The sequence below is a fragment of the Pseudomonas sp. NPDC089569 genome (genome assembly GCF_050280625.1).
GTDB lineage: Bacteria > Pseudomonadota > Gammaproteobacteria > Pseudomonadales > Pseudomonadaceae > Aquipseudomonas.
In genome coordinates this window covers 1-20,612 of sequence record NZ_JBNNVQ010000105.1, presented here as the reverse complement: position 1 = coordinate 20,612, position 20,612 = coordinate 1, and the positions used below count along the sequence as shown (strand labels likewise).

The 20,612-nt window shown below is 60.4% G+C and carries 20 protein-coding genes and 1 pseudogene; 8 read left to right on the top strand and 13 right to left on the bottom strand.

Annotation, left to right across the window (positions count from 1 at the left end; genetic code table 11):
• Positions 1–378, bottom strand: a 378-nt coding sequence (locus ACQKP2_RS26950) for an RNA pyrophosphohydrolase (RefSeq protein ID WP_427580979.1), incomplete at its 3' end; no start/stop codon positions are given.
• Positions 379–521: 143 nt separating this feature from the next.
• On the opposite strand from ACQKP2_RS26950, the gene ACQKP2_RS26945 reads away from it, so the two are divergent.
• Positions 522–1,178, top strand: coding sequence for an HAD family hydrolase (locus ACQKP2_RS26945; RefSeq protein ID WP_427580977.1), 657 nt, complete (start codon positions 522–524; stop codon positions 1,176–1,178).
• Positions 1,179–1,304: 126 nt separating this feature from the next.
• On the opposite strand, the gene ACQKP2_RS26940 is transcribed toward ACQKP2_RS26945, so the two are convergent.
• A complete protein-coding gene (locus ACQKP2_RS26940; protein ID WP_427580976.1) occupies positions 1,305–1,730 on the bottom strand; it encodes a DUF2269 domain-containing protein in 426 nt (141 codons plus the stop codon).
• Positions 1,731–1,769: 39 nt separating this feature from the next.
• Positions 1,770–3,284: a threonine ammonia-lyase, biosynthetic gene (gene ilvA / locus ACQKP2_RS26935; RefSeq protein ID WP_427580974.1), complete on the bottom strand. Its 1,515-nt coding sequence runs from the start codon at positions 3,282–3,284 to the stop codon at positions 1,770–1,772.
• A 266-nt stretch (positions 3,285–3,550) separates the two neighbouring features.
• On the opposite strand from ilvA, the gene rpiA reads away from it, so the two are divergent.
• On the top strand, positions 3,551–4,225 hold the full coding sequence (gene rpiA, locus ACQKP2_RS26930) for a ribose-5-phosphate isomerase RpiA (protein WP_427580972.1): 675 nt from the start codon (positions 3,551–3,553) through the stop codon (positions 4,223–4,225).
• Between the two features lie 156 nt (positions 4,226–4,381).
• Here rpiA and ACQKP2_RS26925 read toward each other — a convergent pair whose 3' ends face one another.
• The 4 genes from ACQKP2_RS26925 to ACQKP2_RS26910 all read right to left on the bottom strand — a co-directional run bounded on the left by ACQKP2_RS26925 (position 4,382) and on the right by ACQKP2_RS26910 (position 8,549).
• Complete coding sequence (locus ACQKP2_RS26925; protein WP_427580970.1) at positions 4,382–5,299, bottom strand: SdiA-regulated domain-containing protein; 918 nt, start codon at positions 5,297–5,299, stop codon at positions 4,382–4,384.
• A gap of 85 nt (positions 5,300–5,384) precedes the next feature.
• Positions 5,385–6,311, bottom strand: a complete 927-nt coding sequence (locus tag ACQKP2_RS26920) for an SdiA-regulated domain-containing protein (RefSeq protein ID WP_427580968.1) — start codon at positions 6,309–6,311, stop codon at positions 5,385–5,387.
• A 140-nt stretch (positions 6,312–6,451) separates the two neighbouring features.
• On the bottom strand, positions 6,452–7,117 hold the full coding sequence (locus tag ACQKP2_RS26915) for a fumarylacetoacetate hydrolase family protein (protein ID WP_427580966.1): 666 nt from the start codon (positions 7,115–7,117) through the stop codon (positions 6,452–6,454).
• Positions 7,118–7,154: 37 nt separating this feature from the next.
• Complete coding sequence (locus tag ACQKP2_RS26910; RefSeq protein WP_427580964.1) at positions 7,155–8,549, bottom strand: FAD-binding oxidoreductase; 1,395 nt, start codon at positions 8,547–8,549, stop codon at positions 7,155–7,157.
• Between the two features lie 207 nt (positions 8,550–8,756).
• Here ACQKP2_RS26910 and serA point away from each other — a divergent pair, with 207 nt between their 5' ends.
• Positions 8,757–9,986 carry a phosphoglycerate dehydrogenase gene (gene serA / locus ACQKP2_RS26905; protein ID WP_427580962.1) on the top strand — a complete coding sequence of 410 codons (1,230 nt, stop codon included), beginning with the start codon at positions 8,757–8,759 and terminating at the stop codon, positions 9,984–9,986.
• 153 nt (positions 9,987–10,139) lie between these two features.
• Here serA and ACQKP2_RS26900 read toward each other — a convergent pair whose 3' ends face one another.
• Positions 10,140–10,565 (bottom strand): DUF4399 domain-containing protein, encoded by a 426-nt coding sequence (locus ACQKP2_RS26900; RefSeq protein ID WP_427580961.1) that lies wholly within the window; start codon positions 10,563–10,565, stop codon positions 10,140–10,142.
• A gap of 134 nt (positions 10,566–10,699) precedes the next feature.
• On the opposite strand from ACQKP2_RS26900, the gene ACQKP2_RS26895 reads away from it, so the two are divergent.
• Positions 10,700–11,284, top strand: a complete 585-nt coding sequence (locus tag ACQKP2_RS26895; RefSeq protein ID WP_427580959.1) for a transporter substrate-binding domain-containing protein — start codon at positions 10,700–10,702, stop codon at positions 11,282–11,284.
• Between the two features lie 126 nt (positions 11,285–11,410).
• Here the strand turns inward: ACQKP2_RS26895 and ACQKP2_RS26890 are convergent, their stop codons facing one another.
• Both ACQKP2_RS26890 and ACQKP2_RS26885 read right to left on the bottom strand, forming a co-directional pair.
• On the bottom strand, positions 11,411–11,896 hold the full coding sequence (locus ACQKP2_RS26890) for a DUF523 domain-containing protein (RefSeq protein WP_427580957.1): 486 nt from the start codon (positions 11,894–11,896) through the stop codon (positions 11,411–11,413).
• Between the two features lie 2 nt (positions 11,897–11,898).
• Entirely contained in the window at positions 11,899–12,531 is a 633-nt protein-coding gene (locus tag ACQKP2_RS26885) for a 2OG-Fe(II) oxygenase (RefSeq protein ID WP_427580955.1), read from the bottom strand.
• A 108-nt stretch (positions 12,532–12,639) separates the two neighbouring features.
• Here ACQKP2_RS26885 and ACQKP2_RS26880 point away from each other — a divergent pair, with 108 nt between their 5' ends.
• Positions 12,640–13,392 (top strand): DUF2059 domain-containing protein, encoded by a 753-nt coding sequence (locus tag ACQKP2_RS26880; RefSeq protein ID WP_427580953.1) that lies wholly within the window; start codon positions 12,640–12,642, stop codon positions 13,390–13,392.
• A gap of 111 nt (positions 13,393–13,503) precedes the next feature.
• Here ACQKP2_RS26880 and ACQKP2_RS26875 read toward each other — a convergent pair whose 3' ends face one another.
• Positions 13,504–14,451: an alpha/beta hydrolase gene (locus tag ACQKP2_RS26875; RefSeq protein ID WP_427580952.1), complete on the bottom strand. Its 948-nt coding sequence runs from the start codon at positions 14,449–14,451 to the stop codon at positions 13,504–13,506.
• A gap of 96 nt (positions 14,452–14,547) precedes the next feature.
• On the opposite strand from ACQKP2_RS26875, the gene ACQKP2_RS26870 reads away from it, so the two are divergent.
• Both ACQKP2_RS26870 and ACQKP2_RS26865 read left to right on the top strand, forming a co-directional pair.
• Positions 14,548–15,129, top strand: coding sequence for a DUF6436 domain-containing protein (locus ACQKP2_RS26870; protein WP_427580950.1), 582 nt, complete (start codon positions 14,548–14,550; stop codon positions 15,127–15,129).
• A 110-nt stretch (positions 15,130–15,239) separates the two neighbouring features.
• Positions 15,240–17,651, top strand: coding sequence for a penicillin acylase family protein (locus ACQKP2_RS26865; RefSeq protein WP_427580948.1), 2,412 nt, complete (start codon positions 15,240–15,242; stop codon positions 17,649–17,651).
• 117 nt (positions 17,652–17,768) lie between these two features.
• On the opposite strand, the gene ACQKP2_RS26860 is transcribed toward ACQKP2_RS26865, so the two are convergent.
• Positions 17,769–18,734: a GlxA family transcriptional regulator gene (locus tag ACQKP2_RS26860; protein ID WP_427580946.1), complete on the bottom strand. Its 966-nt coding sequence runs from the start codon at positions 18,732–18,734 to the stop codon at positions 17,769–17,771.
• 305 nt (positions 18,735–19,039) lie between these two features.
• Between ACQKP2_RS26860 and ACQKP2_RS26855 the strand changes: the two genes are divergently transcribed.
• On the top strand, positions 19,040–19,681 hold the full coding sequence (locus ACQKP2_RS26855) for an HD domain-containing protein (RefSeq protein WP_427580944.1): 642 nt from the start codon (positions 19,040–19,042) through the stop codon (positions 19,679–19,681).
• Positions 19,682–19,823: 142 nt separating this feature from the next.
• On the opposite strand, the pseudogene ACQKP2_RS26850 reads toward ACQKP2_RS26855, so the two are convergent.
• Positions 19,824–20,594: pseudogene (locus ACQKP2_RS26850) on the bottom strand (ABC transporter permease subunit); the annotation flags it as partial.
• Positions 20,595–20,612 lie beyond the last annotated feature (18 nt).

Here is a 20,612-nt window from a genome sequence, read left to right as displayed (position 1 = left end):
CCAGCGCCAGCCATCGAACTCCGGTTTACCGGTCAAATCCATCCGCACCCGCTGCTCGTTGGAGATCAGGCGCAGGAGAAACCATTTCTGCTTCTGGCCGATGCACAGCGGTTGGCTGTGCGTCCTGACCAGACGTTGCGGCAAACGATAGCGCAACCAGCCCCGGGTGCAGGCGAGTATTTCAACATCTTCGCGCTCCAGGCCCACTTCTTCGTTCAACTCGCGGTACAAGGCGTCTTCCGGCGTCTCCTGGGGGTTGATCCCGCCTTGAGGAAACTGCCAGGCATCTTGATTGATACGGCGAGCCCATAGCACCTGGCCAGCATCATTCGTCAGAATGATCCCGACATTGGGACGGAAACCATCGGGGTCGATCACGGCAACAACCTCGCAAACGCATGTCGCCGCATTGTTCCACAAAGGTCGTGAAGGCAGCAACGCGCCGGTCTACCTTATGTGCACTCTTGTGAAAAGTCCGTATTCTGGACGCCTTTCTACAGACTTTTCAGCGAGTAACTGCAATGCGGCTGGCTTTATTCGACTTGGACAACACACTGCTGGGCGGTGACAGCGATCACGCCTGGGGGGATTACCTTTGCGAGCGCGGCTTTCTCGACCCCATCGCCTACAAGGCACGCAACGACGAGTTCTATCAGGACTACCTGGCGGGCAAACTGGATAACGATGCCTACCTGAACTTCTGCCTGGAAGTACTGGGTCGCACGGAAATGGACGTACTTGCCCGCTGGCACAGCGACTACATGCGCGACTGCATCGAGCCCCTCATGTTGCCCAAGGCCATCGAGCTGTTGGCGAAACACCGGGCGGCCGGCGACAAACTGGTGATCATCACCGCCACCAACCGCTTCGTTACAGGCCCCATTGCCGAGCGCCTGGGCGTGGAAACCCTGATCGCCACCGAATGCGAAATGCGCGATGGCCGCTACACAGGCCGCAGCACCGATGTGCCGTGCTTCCGCGAAGGCAAGGTGACGCGCCTGAATCGCTGGCTGGAAGAGACCGGGTATTCGCTGCAAGACAGTTATTTCTACAGCGACTCGATGAACGACCTGCCGCTGCTGGAGCAGGTGACCAACCCGATTGCCGTCGACCCTGATCCGAATCTGCGGGCCGAGGCCGGGAAGCGCGGTTGGCCGGTGATCAGCCTGCGCGACTGATCACCGCATCCTGTAGGAGCGAGCAAGCTCGCGATGGTCGTCAACGATAACGCGGGAAGCCTGATACCCCGCGGTGTCCTCGGGTTCATCGCGAGCATGCTCGCTCCTACAGGGAATCAGGTTCGATCAAACCGGCTTGGCGCCCATCAGTCCGGCGATGGCGATAAAGCAGACGAAACTGAACAACGCCAGGGCGAAGGTGAACTTGCCCACACCGCCCGGCGACTTGCGCACTTTATTGAGTCGCACCAGCAACCAGAACCACGCCAGCGCCGCCACGGTGTACAGCACGCTGGACGCCAGCAGCCACGTCTGTCCCAACGGCCAGCCCACCAGATGCACCATCCACCAGCCGGTGAACGGCATGCTCAGCAGCGCCAGGCCCATCAACAGCCAGATGAACACTCGCGGCCGTTGCAGGGTGCGACTTGCGGCCGTGGCGTCGCCATTACGCCGGGTCCGCCAGACCCAGCCCCACAGGCCAAGCGCACACAGCAGCGACACCACCGTCGCCACCATGTGTGCCGCTTTCAGGGCAGTTAACGTTTCCATGGTTCGAACTCCTTATGGCCTGCCCCTCAGCGTAGCCGTTCAACCCAGAAACAGTTGATAGGCCGGGTTGTCGCTTTCGTCCCAGTACGGATAACCGATCTCTTCCAGTGCTGCCGGCACCAGGTGACGCTCATCGTGGGGCACTTGCAGGCCCGCGACCACTCGCCCGTCCGCCGCACCATGGTTGCGATAGTGGAACATCGAGATGTTCCAGCGCCCGCCTAGCTTGTTGAGGAAGTTGAACAACGCGCCCGGACGCTCCGGGAATTCGAAACGCAGGATCACTTCATCGACCACATGCGCCGCGCGGCCGCCCACCATATGGCGAATGTGCAGTTTGGCCAGTTCGTTGTCGGTCAGGTCGACCACCGGGAACCCCTGCTCGCCCAGGCTGGCGATCAGCGCGCTGCGCGGGTCGGTTTCCGGATGCGTCTGCACACCAACGAAGATATGCGCCTCGCTGCCGGTGTTGTAGCGATAGTTGAATTCGGTGATCTGGCGTTTGCCGATGGCTTCGCAGAACGCCTTGAAGCTGCCCGGTTTCTCGGGGATGGTCACGGCAATGATGGCTTCGCGGCCCTCACCCAGCTCGGCGCGCTCTGCCACGTGGCGCAGGCGATCGAAGTTGACGTTGGCGCCCGAGTCGATGGCCACGAAGGTGTGCCCGGTGATGCCACGTTGCTCGACATATTTTTTGATCCCGGCCACGCCCAAGGCGCCGGCAGGTTCGGTAATCGAACGGGTATCGTCGTAGATGTCCTTGATCGCCGCACAGATTTCGTCGGTGCTGACGGTGATCACTTCATCGACATGGTCTTTGCAGATATCAAAGGTGTGCTGACCGATCTGGGCCACCGCCACACCGTCGGCAAAGATGCCCACGGTGGGCAATACCACGCGCTCGCCCGCAGCCATTGCCACTTGCAGGCAGTTGGAGTCGTCCGGCTCGACACCGATGATCTTGATGTCCGGACGCAGGTACTTCACGTAGGCCGCAATACCGGCAATCAAACCGCCGCCGCCCACCGGGACGAAAATCGCATCCAGGCGCCCCGGATGCTGGCGCAGAATCTCCATCGCCACCGTGCCCTGCCCGGCAATGGTGTGGGGATCATCGTAGGGGTGAATGTAGACGTAGCCTTTTTCGTCGACCAGTTTCAACGAATAGGCCAGTGCTTCGGGAAAGGAATCGCCATGCAACACCACTTTGCCGCCGCGGGAACGCACGCCTTCGACCTTGATCTCTGGGGTGGTCTTGGGCATCACGATAGTCGCTTTGACGCCCAGGACTTTCGCCGCCAGTGCCAGACCCTGCGCGTGATTGCCTGCCGAAGCGGTCACCACACCGCGAGCGCGCTCTTCGTCGCTCAGTTGGGTCAACTTGTTGTAGGCCCCGCGAATCTTGAACGAGAACACCGGCTGCAAGTCTTCACGCTTGAGCCAGATCTCGTTGCCCAGCCGCTCGGAGAGCTGACGGGCAGTCTGCAATGGGGTTTCTACGGCAACGTCATAAACGCGCGAGGTGAGGATCTTTTTGACGTACTGTTCAAGCATCGGAAAGCATCACTGAGCGGTTGGGCAAGACCAAGGAGTCTAACCCGGCTTTCGATCATGCGACCACCCTGTAGGAGCGAGCACGCTCGCGATGAACGCCCAGACACCGCAGGGCATCAGACGCCCAGCGTTATCGTTAGCGACCATCGCGAGCTTGCTCGCTCCTACAGGGATTGGTGCCGGCCCGCCAATCGGGCAATGACCTTCACCGCCCCGAAGCCTATAATGCCGGCCTTTCGTTCTCACTTCGGCACCTCGGAGCCCGCATGACCCAGGATCAACTCAAACAGGCAGTGGCTCAGGCCGCCGTCGACTTCATCCTCCCGAAACTCGACGACAAGAGCATCGTCGGTGTCGGCACCGGCTCCACCGCCAACTGCTTCATCGACGCGCTGGCCAAGCACAAAAGTGCATTCGATGGCGCAGTCGCCAGCTCCGAGGCCACTGCCGCCCGCCTCAAGGGCCATGGCATTCCGGTGTACGAACTGAACACCGTCAGCGACCTTGAGTTCTATGTCGATGGCGCCGATGAAAGCGACGAGCACCTGAACCTGATCAAGGGCGGCGGCGCAGCCCTGACCCGCGAGAAGATTGTCGCGGCCGTGGCCAAGACCTTCATCTGCATCGCCGACGCCAGCAAGCTGGTGCCGGTTCTGGGCGCCTTCCCGCTGCCGGTGGAAGTGATCCCGATGGCCCGCAGCCATGTGGCCCGCCAACTGGTGAAACTGGGCGGCGACCCGGTCTACCGTGAAGGCGTGGTGACCGATAACGGCAACATCATCCTCGACGTGTTCAACCTGCAGATCACCAATCCGGTCGAGCTGGAAACGCAGATCAACGCCATCGTCGGCGTGGTCACCAATGGCCTGTTCGCGGCGCGTCCGGCCGATCTGCTGTTGCTGGGAACCAGTGAAGGCGTGAAGACCCTGCGCGCCGAGTGACGCCTGCCTGCATACTTGCAGGCACTGAAATACCTGTGGGAGCTGCGGTGCGACGATTCGACTTGCCAGCGATGAGGCCGTCACATCCAACATCAAGGTTGACTGTGAAACCGCCATCGCTGGCAAGCCAGCTCCCACAATGTTTTATGGTGTTGGTTAATCCTGGGCAGGTTTTTTGAACACGTAAAACAGGTTCGGCTCACTCACCAGATACATCGTGCCGTCGTCATCCATGGCGATCCCTTCCGGTTGCGGCACACTCCTGTGCAAGCCTTGCCGCCCTGCGCTCAATGACATTGTGCTCAGCGGTCGCCCATCCACATCCAGTTCCAGAATCAGCCGCGACTCATCCGATAGCGCCATCAAGTGACCGCTGCGCTCGTCATATTGCAGACTCGACAGATCGCGCACGAACAACCCGGCGTCCCGCTTGGGATTATTGATGACATGCACTGCGTAGGATTTTTCCGGGTTGAAATGCGGAAACCCGTGCACTTCGTAGATCAGCATCGGGTCGCGCTCCTTGGCGACAAACAGGCGCTTGCCCGCAGAATCGTAAGCCAGCCCCTCGAACCCCTTGTTGCCGCTGGCGTGCACACCCAGGGTCATGACCTCGGCATCCGCCGCATCGAGGAAGGTGGTGTCCCGTTCCAGATGAACCTTGATCAGCCGCTGCCCGCTTTCATCAGCGATCACGTAGGTGTCGGCACTGATGAACTCCACAGCCTCCGGATCACCGAATCCCACCAGTGCCACGCGCCGCAGAACCTGGCCATCGCGGGATAACTCGACCAGTTCGCTACGTTTGTTGGTCACGGTGAACAGGCTTTTGCGTACCGGGTCGTAGGTCAAGGCCGAAACGTTGTCCGTCAAACCGTCGATCACCTGCGCCTCTGTCACGACTTGATACTGATCCAGCGCGATGGATTGAGCGCTTACCGGCTGCCACATCGAGCGCAGGTTGAACCAGGCACGCTCGTACAGACGCAGGTATTGGCCAAACGCGCCCAATGCGATCAACAAGACCACCGACAGCAGCACAACCAGAGATTTGGAGCGGGTAAATCGGCGCATCGGCAACAGGCCCGGGATCAAAACCGGCGGATGGAATATCACGCCTGTCTGAACTGAAGCTTAATGGAAGCGTCCGCCGAGGTGGTTACTTCTGTCTCTCGAAGCGATAGAACAGATTAGGCTCACTGACCATGTACAGGTTGCCCACCTCGTCCATGGTCACGCCTTCGGCTTGCGGTATGGTGTTTTTCAGACCATTGAAGCCACCCAACAGGGTGATGAAGCTGACTTGCTCGCCCTTCTTGTCCAGCTCCAGCAGCAGATGGGATTCGGCAGACAAAACCAGCATGTGGCCGGTCCGGGGGTCGATGGCCAGCGAAGACAGATTGCCTACATCCAGCGCATGACTGGCCATTTTCAGCTTGTCACCGGCCAGTGTCTTGCCATCGCTATTCCAAACAAACAATGCAGGAGGGCGAACTTCGCCCAGCATCAGTTGCCGATTGTTCGAGTCCCAAGTGACGCTTTCAAAGGCTTTGTTCTGATCTTTCGCAGGATCGAGGTCGTATTTCGGGAAGTCAGCGATGTTCAATTCCCGGGTGTCGGCATCAACCTTGACGATGGATATCAGATGATCGTGCGCATCGACAATAGCCAGCAGGCCATCACCAAATAGGGTGACACCCTCAGGATTGGTCCAGCCCACCAACGGCATTTTGCGCAGCACATCACCTTGCAGCGTCAACTCGACCAGGAACGGGTTCTTGCCCATGACTGCAAACAGGGTTTTGCTCCGAGGGTCGTAAGCCAGGTCCGATGCTTCGTCCTTTTCCATGCCTGGCAGCGGCTTGGCATCGATCACCGCCCGATAGTCTGGCAGCCATATGCTCGCCTGACGCTCGGCCGGGCTTTTGAATTGTTCCTTGACCCAGAGCACACCCCAGCTATCCCAGTGCATGACAAATGCAAAGCTGTAGGCGGCAGCGGCCACCAGCGCAAGCCATACGTACCACCGCAGGACGAATCGCGGGCGACGGGCAGGTTCAATCGTGGAAAGCGGAGAAGTGTTCATCGCAGAAGGCGTTCCGGAAACTCATGCTAAGGGTAATAGCACAGTTGACGCAGCTCGGCAGGCGCCAAGCCCCGGAATTATCCAAATGAGAAAACAATGTGGGAGCAGGCTCGCTCCCACAAAGGTTGAGTCAGTCCGGATCAGCGAACGCTGCTGGTGAAACGGCTGGCGCCTGGCAGCTCCAGCACGATCTCGTCACCGACATTCAATGGACCGACGCCTACCGGCGTGCCGGTGAGGATCACGTCCCCGGCCTGCAGCGAGAAGCAACCGGCCATGTGCTGGATCATCGGCACGATCGGATTGAGCATGACGCTGCTGTTGCCGTCCTGGCGGACTTCGCCATTGATGGTCAGGCGGATACCGATGTCCGTCAGGTCAGCGAACGTGCTGCCGGAGACGAAAGGCGCGATGACCGCAGCACCGTCGAAGGACTTGGCGATTTCCCAGGGCAGGCCCTTGGATTTCAGCTCGGCCTGCTTGTCGCGCAAGGTCAGATCCAGGGCCGGGGCGAAACCGGAGATGGCGTCGAGCACTTCTTCGCGGCTCGGCCTGGTGGACAAGGGTTTGCCGATCAACACCGCGATTTCCGCCTCGTAATGCACCGAGCCACGGTCGGTCGGAATGCTGAAACCTCCTTCCAGCGGCACGACGCAACTGCCAGGCTTGATGAACAACAGCGGCTCGGTAGGCACCGGATTGTCCAGCTCCTTGGCGTGCTCGGCGTAGTTGCGGCCGATGCACACCACTTTCCCCAGCGGGAAGTGAATACGCGTACCGTCGACATACTGGTGCTGATAGCTCATGGACCAACTCCTGTTTCGTTGCACTTAAGCTCGAAAGTCAAACAGCGAAAATCTTGCCCGGGTTCATGATGCCGTTCGGGTCGAACACCGCCTTGACGGCTTTCATGTACTCGATCTCAACCGGGGAGCGGCTGTAGGTCAAGTAATCACGCTTGGTCATGCCCACGCCATGTTCGGCCGAGATCGAACCGTTGTACTTCTCGACGGTTTCGAACACCCACTTGTTGACGGTGGCGCACTTGGCGAAGAACTCGTCCTTGCTCAGGTTGTCCGGCTTGAGAATGTTCAGGTGCAGGTTGCCGTCGCCGATATGGCCGAACCAGACAATTTCGAAATCCGGATAGTGTTCGCCGACGATCGCGTCGATTTCCTTGAGGAATGCCGGCACTTTCGACACGGTGACCGAAATGTCGTTCTTGTATGGGGTCCAGTGGGAAATGGTTTCGGAGATGTACTCGCGCAATTTCCACAGATTCTGCAGCTGGGTTTCGCTCTGGCTCATCACGCCGTCCAGCACCCAGCCCTGCTCGACACAGTGCTCGAAGGTTTCCAGTGCATGGTTGGCCACTTCTTCGGTGGTCGCTTCGAATTCCAGCAGCGCATAGAACGGGCAGTCGGATTCGAACGGCGCCGGCACGTCGCCGCGGGCCATGACTTTGGCCAGGGCCTTGTCGGAGAAGAATTCGAAGGCTGTCAGGTCGAGTTTGCTTTGGAACGCGTGCAATACCGGCATGATCGAATCGAAATCGGCTGTGCCGAGGACCATCGCGGTGAGGTTCTTCGGTGCGCGATCCAGGCGCATGGTCGCTTCGACGACGAAGCCGAGGGTGCCTTCGCCGCCGATGAACAGCTGACGCATGTCGTAGCCAGTGGCGTTCTTGATCAGGTCGCGGTTCAACTCCAGCACGTCGCCCTTGCCGGTGACCACTTTCATGCCGGCGACCCAGTTGCGGGTCATGCCGTAGCGAATCACCTTGATCCCGCCGGCATTGGTACCGATATTGCCGCCAATCTGGCTGGAACCCGCCGAAGCGAAGTCCACCGGGTAATACAAGCCGTTTTCCTCGGCCACGTTCTGCAGATGCTCGGTGACCACGCCCGGCTGGCAAACGGCGGTGCGGTCAGTGAGGTTCACGTCGAGGATCTGGTTCATGTAGTCGAACGAGACCACCACTTCGCCATTGGCGGCCACGGCCGCGGCGGAAAGGCCGGTACGCCCGCCGGACGGCACCAGCGCCACCTTGTGTTTGTTGGCCCACAGGACAATGGCCTGGACCTGCTCGGTGGTCTTGGGGAACACGATGGCGGTCGGGGCCGGGGCGAAATGCTTGGTCCAATCCTTACCGTAAGCATTCAGGGAGTCGGCATCGGTCAGCACCTTGCCAGGCTCTACCAGGGTCTTCAGCTCTTCAATCAGGGCAGGATTGGTCATCGACAGAACTCTCGAACAATTCATGGTCATCCTGAGAACGCTTCACGTCGCAGGAATGAGTGTTTAGCGGGGCGCATATGCTAGCATACCGACCCCGCAGCATAGTGCCCAAACGGCTGTTCTGCGGTGACGGCTTTCCTGCCGTCTGGGTCAGCTCTGGGCTGCTCCCCTCCCTGCCAATTTTCTCCGGGATACAGGTTTACGCAGATGAGCAAGACTTCTCTCGATAAGAGCAAGATCAAGTTCCTTCTTCTCGAAGGCGTCCACCAATCGGCTGTCGACGTCCTCAAGGCGGCGGGCTATACCAGCATCGAGTACCTCACAGGTTCTCTGCCGGAAGACCAGCTCAAGGAAAAGATCGCCGATGCTCACTTCATCGGCATTCGCTCGCGCACTCAACTGACCGAAGAGATCTTCGATCACGCGAAGAAGCTCGTGGCTGTCGGGTGTTTCTGCATCGGCACCAACCAGGTCGACCTGGACGCCGCTCGCGAGCGCGGTATCGCCGTGTTCAACGCACCGTACTCCAACACCCGCTCCGTGGCCGAGCTGGTGCTGGCCGAGGCGATCCTGCTGCTGCGCGGCATCCCCGAGAAGAACGCTTCCTGCCACCGTGGCGGCTGGATCAAGAGTGCGGCCAACTCCTTCGAAATCCGCGGCAAGAAGCTGGGCATCGTCGGTTACGGCTCGATCGGTACTCAACTGTCTGTCCTGGCTGAAGGTCTGGGCATGCAGGTTTACTTCTACGACACCGTGACCAAGCTGCCGCTGGGCAACGCCACCCAGGTCGCCAACCTGCACGAGCTGCTGGGCATGTCCGATATCGTGACCCTGCACGTTCCGGAAACCGCTGCCACCCAGTGGATGATCGGCGAGAAGGAAATCCGCGCCATCAAGAAAGGCGGCATCCTGATCAACGCTGCGCGCGGCACCGTGGTCGAGCTGGACCACCTGGCCGCCGCCATCAAGGACAAGCACCTGATCGGCGCAGCCATCGACGTCTTCCCGGTTGAGCCACGCTCCAACGACGAAGAATTCGAAAGCCCGCTGCGTGGCCTGGACAACGTGATCCTGACCCCGCACATCGGTGGCTCCACCGCCGAGGCGCAAGCCAACATCGGCCTGGAAGTGGCCGAGAAGCTGGTCAAGTACAGCGACAACGGTACTTCGGTATCGTCCGTGAACTTCCCGGAAGTGGCCCTGCCGGCTCACCCTGGCAAGCACCGCCTGTTGCACATCCACGAAAACATCCCGGGTGTGATGAGCCAGATCAACAAGGTGTTCGCCGAAAACGGCATCAACATCTCCGGTCAGTTCCTGCAGACCAACGAGAAAGTCGGCTACGTGGTTATCGACGTAGACGCCGAGTACTCGGAACTGGCGCAAGAGAAGCTGCAACAGGTCAACGGCACTATCCGTAGCCGCGTGTTGTTCTGATCGCAGCTGTAGGAGCGAGCAAGCTCGCGATGGTAGACGGGGCACCGCGGGGCATCAGGCTCCCAGCGTTATCGTTGACGTCCATCGCGAGCATGCTCGCTCCTACAGAGGACACGCCAAATAAAAAAGGGAGCCCCCAGGGGGCTCCCTTTTTTATTTCACATTGACGGTGATCTTTTCCGAGACAATCGGCGGATCGAACGGCATGTGGCCGCTGTCACCCAACTCCAGCTGCAGGGTGTGCTTACCGGGTGTCAGGGTGATTTCGGCCTGGGTCTGCGCCTTGCCAAAGTGCATGTGGTGAGCATCGTTGGGAATCGGCTGACCGGCCGCCGGCAGCTTGTCGACATCAATCAGCAGGTGATGATGCCCCGTGTTTGGGGTGACATCGCCCGCCGGCGCCAGCGCAACGTTTTCGACAGCGAACTTGACGACAACAGTCTGCGGAACAGTCGCGCCGTCTTTCGGAGAAACGATGGACACTTCGGCGCCTTTCGGGGCCGGTGTCGCCGCACTGGCCAGTACCGAAACACCCATCAACAGGCCAGCCAAAGCAGCACGTGACATAAAGGTTTTCATTCTCTTCTCCAGTTTTTTCGTAAAATCCGCATGACCATCACAACTTCATGGTCAATCGTTGTCGAAGGCACTCAACAACGATAGCAAAGCGAGCCTGATACAGAGCGTCGCAATAATGAATTCAAGGAGTGACCATGCGCTTTCTGCCTGGCCTGATCTGCCTGCTACCCCTTTTGAGCCCTTTGGCTCATGCCGAACTGATTGATGACGTCAACGACCGTGGTGAATTGCGTATTGCCCTTGAGGCCAATACACCCCCCTTCAATTTCAAGGAAGACGGCAACCTGGCGGGCTTCGAAGTCGAATTGGGGCAGATGCTTGCCAGTGAGCTGGAAGTGCGCGCCGACTTTGTCGTCACCGACGCCAACGATCTGCTGACCGGCGTTGAAAGCGGCAAGTACGACATCGCCATCAATCACCTGACAGAGACCCCGGCACTCAAGGATCGTTTCGACTTCAGCGAGCCTTACATCAACACCAATACGCAATTGATCGCGCAGAAAGAAGAGCCGCAGTCGCTTCTGCTGGTGCAGTCGTTGACGGCAGAAAAGCCGAAAGCCGCCCAACCCGTGAACCTGGCGATTCCGTTTCAGAAAGGTAACCCGGCGTTCCATGCCAGCCTGGAAAACGCGTTGCAGCGGATCAAGGCCGATGGCCGGTTGACGGCGCTGGAGCAGAAATGGTTTGGGGCGCAGTCAGGCGAATCACCCAAGCCCTGAAGGCAACGAAATGCCAATGTGGGAGCGAGCCTGCTCGCGATAGCGGCCTTACATTCAACATAGATGTTGACTGGGAGGGCCTCATCGCGAGCAGGCTCGCTCCCACAGGGGATTGGTGTTGAGAAATCAGTCTTGTGTTAGCAGCACCCGCGCTGCTTCAGCCAGCTCCAACTCACTGAACACCTGCACGCCGTGGCGCTTGAGCAGTGCCGCCGTCACCCCTTCGCCACTGACCTTCACCCCACTGAACGTCCCGTCGTAGGTCAGCAGATTGCCACATGAGGGGCTGTTGGCCTTGAGGATGGCGATGTGGATGTCATGCTGTTGCACCAGTTCCAGCGCCTGCCGGGCACCGGACAAAAACTGTGCACTGACGTCTTCGCCTTCACTCGTGAGCACCGGTGCCTGGCCGTCCAGCACCTGAGCGCCCTGCCCGCCCGGAATCTCCGCGGCCGCTCGTGGTGTCGGCAAACCGCCGGCCACTTCCGGACACAGCGGCACGATCCGCCCCTCATCAAGCCATGACTGAAGCTGATCGAACGGCCCGCTGGCGCCACCGTCGTAGCGTACGCGATGCCCCAGCAGGCAGCGGCTTACCAGGATTTTCTGCATGATCAGAACGGCTCGTTGCCACGGCGCCGGAACCATCCGGTCAACGACAGGCGCTCGCGAGTCGCGGGCAGGACTTCATGAGGGACTTCGCCGGACAAAAACACCACCAGACACCCACCGATGGGCTCTACATCGAACTTCGCGGTTTCGTCGAGGTACATGCGCAACTGACCGCCGTGCGCGGGCAACCAGCCTTCATTGAGGTAAACCACTGCAGACACCACGCGCCGGTCATCGTCGTGAAAACGGTCGAGGTGTTTGAGGTAGAAGGCACCAGGGGGGTACATGGCGAAATGGCTTTCGAAATCTTCCAGCCCCAGATACAGGTGGCGGTTTATCGCCTGGCGCAGACTGTCCATCAACTGCAGATAGCTGTCGCAGGCCTCATCCTGACCGGGTTCGATCCACTGTATCTGGTCGCCACGGATGCCCTCGCGAATTTCCGAAGAAGACCCGCGCCCCACCGCTGCCGGAGCCAGTTCGCCTTCGGCGGCACGTTTACGGCATTCGGCCGCGAGCGCCTGGGTCAAATCCACAGGCAGGAAAATGTTCTGCTGCGACCAACCGTTTGCGGACAGGTCGTCGACGATTTGTAGCAGCAGCGGATGATCAGAAGGTATTTGCATGGCGGGCATAGTATTCCTGCGCAGGAAAATCCGACAGAGCCACGCAGCGGGTTGATACGAATTCTCGACAAGTCCCTATGCCACACGGAGAATAGTCGCCTGCTGACAGGAGTCCCTATGCGCCGTTTGCTTTTCTCCCTGCTGATGTTCTGCGTTATGCCCGCTTGGGCAGACGGCCACGACCAGTTGTACAAGGTCGCCGGCTGGCCGGAACAACGCGCGCATTTCAATGACGCCCTCTCCGCCGCGCAACAACGCTACCAAAGCAGCCTGCCGCCCGCGGTATTTCAGGCGCTGGTCAACAATAGCAACCAACGGTTCGACCCCAAGGCCGTTGATCAGCGCGCCGAAACCCAACTGCGCAAGAACCTCGCAGACCCCAAGCCTGCACTGGCGTTCTTTCAATCACCGCTGGGCAAGAAAATCGTCGCCGCCGAGTTGCTGGCCACTCGTCGCGACCAACTGGCGAAAAACGCCAGGGGGTTGCCGAAGATGCAGAGCAGCGACAGTCGACTGCTGATCATTGGCCACCTCGCCCAGGCCCTGCCCGCGCGCGAGGCCGGCGCCGAGGTCAGCCTGGCGATTGCCGGTGTCGCCGCCGACAGCCTGAGTTCGATGATCCCCGGCTTGCTCGGCGCGGGACAGGCCCAAGGCATGTTGAGCGGACAGCGCCAGCGTCTGATGGACCAGATCGGCAGCGACCTGAACAACACGCTGCTGTATGTCTACCGCGACCTGTCGGATGAAGAGCTGGAAGAGTTCGCCACGTTTGCCGAGTCGGCCGAAGGCAAGGCTTATTACCAAGCGGCACTGGCGGCGATTCGGGCGGGGCTGGCAGTGGGGCAAAGTAATTCGAACCTGAGCCAATAATATTTGGCGCCTGCAAAGTCGCCATCGCGAGCAGGCTCGCTCCCACAAAGGATCTGCATGCACCGGACCATTGTGGGAGCGAGCCTGCTCGCGATGGGGCCCTTAAGAGCACTAGAGATTCCGGCCCTTGATCCGCTTGGTCAAAAACCCGAACAACTCCCCGCGCAGCGCCAGCGCCTCATTGGCCAGGTGATGCCGAGCCTCGGGCAGCATCAGGATCTGTGGCCGGTCGAACTTCGCTCGCAATACCTCCAGGTTGTGCTGCCAATCCACCGTCATGTCTGCCTGCCCCTGCACAATCAGCGGTCGCCGCAGGCTGGCCGGCGCGGCTTCGACGCGCTTGATCCAGCGCGCCAGCGCCCCCACCCACGCCGTCGGCAACCGTAGCGGCTGCAGAGGGTCCGCCTGCAGGAACGGCAGGAAATCCGGATCGTTGGAGTTTTCACTGAAGCGTCGGGCGATGGCTTTGACGAAAGGCCTGAGCAGGTAATAGCTCAATTGCGACCAACCCCATGCGCGCGGTCGCACCAGCGGCGCCAACAGAATCACCTGCCCCTGGGCGGGACTGCTCGCCCCGGCGTTGAGCACGTGATCGATCACGATGGCTCCGCCGGTGCTCTGTCCACATAAATGCCATGGCTGCGGCAGGTCCAGGGAGCGCGCTTCGGCAAACAGCCCTTGCAACGCATCCTGATACTCGGCGAAATCCCTGATGCTCGCCCGTTCACCACTGGACAACCCATGTCCCGGCAAATCGCAGGCGATCACCGCAAAGTCCTGCTCCAGCGCCCACTCGATCACGTGACGATAAAGCCCGGTGTGATCGTAGAACCCGTGAATGACAAACAAGGTCGCCTTGGCCCGTTCCGGCCACCAGACCTGGCTGACCAGTTCATACCCGTCGACCTGAAAACGTCCCAGGCCACTGCGCACATGACGCGAGGAAAAATCCAGCCCGTAGAACCGTTGATAGGCCTGCGCCTCCGTCGACAACGGCTGTCCCTCGGCCAATGGCCTCAGGCTGGCGCGCAGATGTTCAGGGTCGAAGAGGCGAGACATGACTGATTCCAGGGCGCTAAACGGACTTTATGGATCTGCGATATTCATCTGTCGCGGCAAGCATGGCAAGCTAGCCGACCTTCGAGGATCGAACTCATGCGCCCGCCCTACCGCGCCACCTTGTTTGTCTGCCTGTTCGCCCTGATAGGCGCCGGTGTGTTGTGGTCGGCGTACGACTGGTTTCAAGGCCGCTACCTGCGCACCTTCAGCGAGCACACGGCGGTGTTCTCCGGCGATCCGCTGCGCCTTCCCGACGCGCTTGCCGGCCCCGGCGCCATTCGTCTCGTCCATTTCTGGGACCCGGCCTGCCCGTGCAACGTCGGCAATCAACAACACCTGAGTGAACTGGTGGAGCAGTATGGCCCACAGGGCGTGGAGTTCTATTCCGTTCAAAAGCCCGGCAGCCACGGGCAGTTACCGGGCACCTTGAGCCAACTCAAACCGCTGGACGCCCTGCCCGGCTCCGAGCAAATCCCCGCCAGCCCCGCCGTGGCGATCTGGGATCGCAGCGGCAAGCTAGCGTACTTCGGCCCTTACAGCGAAGGCCTCACCTGCAATTCCAGCAACAGTTTTATCGAACCGATCCTGCAAGCGCTGCACCAGGATCGGCCGGTGAGTGCCACGCACACACTGGCGGTGGGTTGTTACTGTCCGTGGCCTGCCGATAAGGCGAAGTAGGAAAAACACGGCAATACGAATCCCTCCTACGGGCGATGGGCCTACAGGGCGAGTCGTGTTAAACAGAGGCCCCAGGGATCTGCTGCCGACAATAACAACAAGGAGTCACCATGAAACGTAGCCTGACCGCTCTCGGTTTGCTGGTTGTTGCGCTCGCCGCGGGAGGCGGCTGGTACGCCTACAGCAAGCTGCCGACACGCCAGGGCATGGTGGAACTGCAACACCTGCAAGGTTCCGTCACCGTGCGCTACGACGAGCGTGGCATCCCGCACATCCGCGCTGAAAACGAAACCGACCTGTATCGCGCCCTGGGCTATGTCCACGCCCAGGATCGGTTGTTCCAGATGGAAGTCTTGCGGCGCCTGGCCCGTGGCGAGCTGGCCGAAGTGCTGGGCCCGAAACTGCTCGACACCGACAAATTGATGCGCAGTCTGCGCATTCGCGAGCGCGCCGACACCTATCTGGCAAACCTGGACAAACAGTCCCCGGCCTTCATCGCCATGCAGGCTTATCTGGATGGCATCAACCAGTATCAGGACAGTCACCCGAAACCTGTGGAATTCGATGTGCTGGGCATTCAGAAACGCCCGTTCACGGCCCAGGACACCATCAGCATCGCCGGTTACATGGCCTACAGCTTCGCCGCGGCGTTTCGTACCGAACCGTTGTTGACCTATGTGCGCGATCAGTTGGGTGCCGACTACCTGAATGTTTTCGACCTCGACTGGCAGCCCAAAGGCGTGCTGGCAAGCCACCACGGCAGCGCCGCGCCGTCCCTGGCCAGCGCCGACTGGAAAGACCTCAACGCACTCGCCCGCCTGAGCGAACAGGCATTGGCCGACAACGGCCTGCCGCAATTCGAGGGCAGTAATGCCTGGGTCGTCGCCGGCAGTCGGACCAAAAGCGGCAAACCATTGCTGGCGGGCGATCCGCACATCCGCTTTTCCGCGCCGTCGGTGTGGTACGAAGCGCAGCTCTCGGCGCCGGGCTTTGAACTCTACGGCCACTATCAGGCCTTGATGCCGTTCGCCTCGCTGGGCATGAACCGTGATTTCGGCTGGAGCATCACCATGTTCCAGAACGACGATCTGGATCTGATTGCCGAGAAGGTCAACCCGGACAACCCCAATCAGGTCTGGTATCGCGGCCAGTGGGTGGACATGACCAGCAGCGAACAGCAGATCGCGGTCAAGGGCCAGGCCCCGGTGACACTGGTGCTGCGTCAGTCGCCCCACGGCCCGATCGTCAACGATGCGCTGGGCAACAGCGTTGGCAAGACACCGATTGCCATGTGGTGGGGCTTCCTGGAAAGCCAGAATCCGATTCTCGAAGGTTTCTACCAGCTCAACCGCGCCGATACGCTGGCCAAGGCTCGCGCCGCTGCCGCCAAGGTCCAGGCACCCGGCCTGAACATCGTCTGGGCCAACGCCAAGGGCGATATCGGCTGGTGGGCGGCGGCGCAATTGCCCAAGCGCCCTGCCGGCGTCCGGCCATGGTTTATCCTGGACGGCAGCAGCGGCGAGGCGGACAAGGACGGTTTCTACCCCTTCAGCGCCAACCCGCAGGAGGAGAACCCCGCGCGGGGCTACATCGTCTCCGCCAACTTCCAGCCACTGTCACCGACAGGCATGGAAATCCCCGGTTACTACAACCTGCCCGATCGCGGCCAGCAGCTCAACAATCAGCTCAGCGACAAGTCCATCAAGTGGGACCTGGAAACCAGCCAGAAGCTGCAACTGGGCACCACCACGGCCTACGGCCCTCGCTTGCTGGCGTCACTGCTGCCGGTGTTGCGTAGCGTGGTGAGCGATCCAGCCGAGTTGAAACTGGTGGAGCAACTGGCCCAGTGGAAAGGTGACTACCCACTCGACTCAATCAATGCCACCGTGTTCAACCAGTTCCTGTTCAACCTGGCTGATGCGGCGATGCGCGATGAACTGGGCAATGACTTTTTCGAAACGCTGCTCTCGACCCGCGTGATCGATGCCGCCCTGCCCCGTCTGGCTGCAAACGCCGACTCACCCTGGTGGGACAACCGCAATACCCTCGGCAAGGAAACCCGCGCCGATACGGTCAAGGTTGCATGGCAGGCCTGTATTGCCCACCTCAAGAGCACCCTGGGCAATGACTTCGCGCAATGGCAGTGGGGCAAGGCACACACCCTGACCCACGGCCATCCGCTGGGTCAGCAAAAACCGCTGGACCGTCTCTTCAACGTCGGCCCGTTCGCGGCACCCGGCACCCATGAAGTGCCGAACAACCTGTCGGCGAAAATCGGTCCGGCCCCATGGCCGGTCACCTACGGCCCATCGACACGACGCCTGATCGACTTCGCCGACCCGGCCCACAGCCTGACCGTCAACCCGGTAGGCCAGAGCGGCGTGCTGTTCGACAGTCATTACGATGATCAGGCCGAAGCGTACATCGAAGGAGTTTACTTCCAGGCGCATCTCAACGACGAAGAGGTCACGGCCAATACTCGCAGTACCTTGAAGCTGTTGCCGGCGCGTTCAGGGCAATAGGTGTTTGCTGGGTGGCCTTTTTTCGCGGGCAAGCCTCGCTCCTACAGGTCAACAAAGACCCTTGTAGGAGCGAGGCTCGCCCGCGAAGAGGCCGGGACAGACAACGACCATCCCAACTCAAACCATCGCCGCAAAATTCAGCCTGAACTGCTGCGGCGTGACCCCCAGCCTGCGATTGAACACGCTGCGCATGTGCTGGGCATCACGGAATCCGCACTGATACGCCACCGTCTTGAGCGGTGCGGCAGTACTTTCCAGCATGACCCTCGCCGCATCCACCCTCGCTCGCTCGACGAACTCGGCCGGCGTGATCTTCGCTTCCCTGGCGAACACCCGGGAAAAGTTGCGCGCACTCATATTGGCGGCACTGGCCAGCTCGGCAATGCTCAAGTCTCCCGTCAGGTTGGCCAACACGTAATGCTGCACCATCGCCACCGCCGACGTCGGCTCGGCGTGGGGCGTCAAGAACGGGCTGAACTGTGACTGGCCACCGGACCGCTGGGTGAACACCACCAGTCGTTTTGCCACGCTCAACGCCACTTCCTGACCGTAGTCACGGCCAAGCAGGTACAACGACAAGTCGATCCCCGCCGTGACCCCTGCCGAGGTGTAGAGCTCATCATCCTGCACGTACAAGCGATCGGCCTCGACCCGCGACGTCGGACACAGCGCCGCCAGTGCCGCCGCATCGTTCCAGTGAGTGGTCACTGTGCGACCGTCCAGCAACCCCGCCCGGGCAAGCATGAATGCGCCGTTGCAGATCGAACCAAAGCGCTTTGCCTGTGCACAGGCATCACGTAACCAGGCATTGAAGGTGGAACCGAAATTCATGAATGGCAACTGCGGCCCGCCGGCCACCAGCAGCAAGTCGAACGCCTGCGAAACGTCGCTGAAGTGCCGATGGGCACTCAGCGCCAGGCCATTGGAACAAGCCATCGCCCCGCGCTCCACACCGATCACCTCCAGCCGATAGTGGTCCTCTGGTGCGAGGAAACGATTGGCCTCGGAAAACACATCCATGGGGCCGGAGACGTCCAGCGACTGCACGCCGGCGAACACCACAATGGCGACGGTTTTACTCATGGCTGGAAGCGCCTTTTGTGATGTTGATTTATGCCGTCTCTGTAGGAGCGAGCACGCTCGCGATGGACGTCAACGATAACGCTGGCGGCCTGACACCCCGCGGTGCTCTGGCATCCATCGCGAGCTTGCTCGCTCCTACAGGGGGTCGTGCAAACTTAGCCAATCTGCGGCCAACAAGCGAGGCTGGCGCGATTTGCATGCTCATTGGCCGGGATCGCAGCCATGGATCGATTGTCCGCTTTCGGGGGCACGAACAGACTGGACACCTCAGCGCCGCCACGGCGTTCACCCCGAGGAAACTCCCCATGAGCACCACCATCGCCGGTATCAAAATCCCCGACAGCGCCCTGGCCAGAGCCACCACTGAATACATCCGCGACATCGAATCCGACCTGCTCTATCACCACTCGCGCCGGGTGTTTCTGTTCGGTGCATTGAGCGGCGAACGCAAGCAGCTGGCCTACAACCCGCAGTTGCTGTACGTCGGGGCGATGTTCCATGACCTTGGCCTGGTGGAAGGTCATCGCAGCGACAACGAGCGCTTCGAAGTCGACGGCGCCAACGCGGCGGCCGCGTTTCTCAAGTCTTATGGGTTGAGCGACGACGATATCGAGCAGGTCTGGCTATCGATCGCCCTGCACACCACGCCAGGCATACCGCAACACCTGCGGCCCACCGTGGCACTGGTGACTGCCGGTGTTGAAATGGATGTGCTGGGTATCGACTACGCGGCATTTTCCACCGTGCAGCGCGAGGCCGTCGTGCATGCGCACCCACGGGGGGAAGGGTTCAAGGAGTGCATCATCTGCGCGTTTGCCGATGGCTTGCGCCATCGTCCGCAGACCACGTTCGGCAATGTGAAGACCGATGTATTGATGGATCAGGAGCCGGGGTTCAAGCCGATGAACTTTGTCGAAGTGATCCGCAAATCCCCTTGGGTCGCATAAAACCAATGTGGGAGCGAGCCTGCTCGCGATAGCAGTGTGTCAGGCAACAATTAAGTCGGCTGACACTCCGTCATCGCGAGCAGGCTCGCTCCCACATTGGACTGTGGTTAACCACAAAATCGTGGTTAACCACCACTCAGGCTCAAGCCGCTTCCGCTGCCTCTGCGCGACGCGCTTCCGGTTGTTTCCAGGAATCGGCTGCGCCTTCTTCGATGGCCTGCTGGATCGCCTTGCGGCGTGCTTCCTCGGCACGACGACCGAAGAACCAGACCAGGAAGGTCACCATCGACACCGCCAACAGGATCAGGCTGGCCACGGCGTTGATTTCCGGTTTCACGCCCAGGCGCACCGCCGAGAACACTTCCATCGGCAGGGTCGTGGAGCCAGGGCCCGACACGAAGCTGGCCAGCACCAGGTCATCCAGCGACAGCGCGAAGGACATCATGCCGCCGGCCGCCAGCGATGGCGCGATCATCGGGATGGTGATCAGGAAGAACACCTTGAACGGGCGCGCGCCGAGGTCCATCGCAGCTTCTTCGATGGACAGGTCCAGCTCACGCAAGCGAGCCGAAACCACAACTGCCACATACGCTGCACAGAAGGTGGTGTGAGCGATCCAGATCGTCACGATACCGCGCTCCTGAGGCCAGCCGATCATCTGCGCCATGGCCACGAACAGCAGCAACAGCGACAGACCGGTGATCACTTCAGGCATGACCAGTGGTGCGGTGACCAGGCCACCGAACAGCGTACGACCCTTGAAACGCGTGATACGGGTCAGCACGAACGCAGCCAGCGTGCCCAGTGCCACCGCGGCAACCGCCGTGTAGCAGGCGATTTCCAGCGAGCGCACCACCGAGCCCATCAGTTGCGTGTTGTCGAGCAGGCCGACGAACCACTTCACCGACCAACCACTTCACCGACCAGCCAC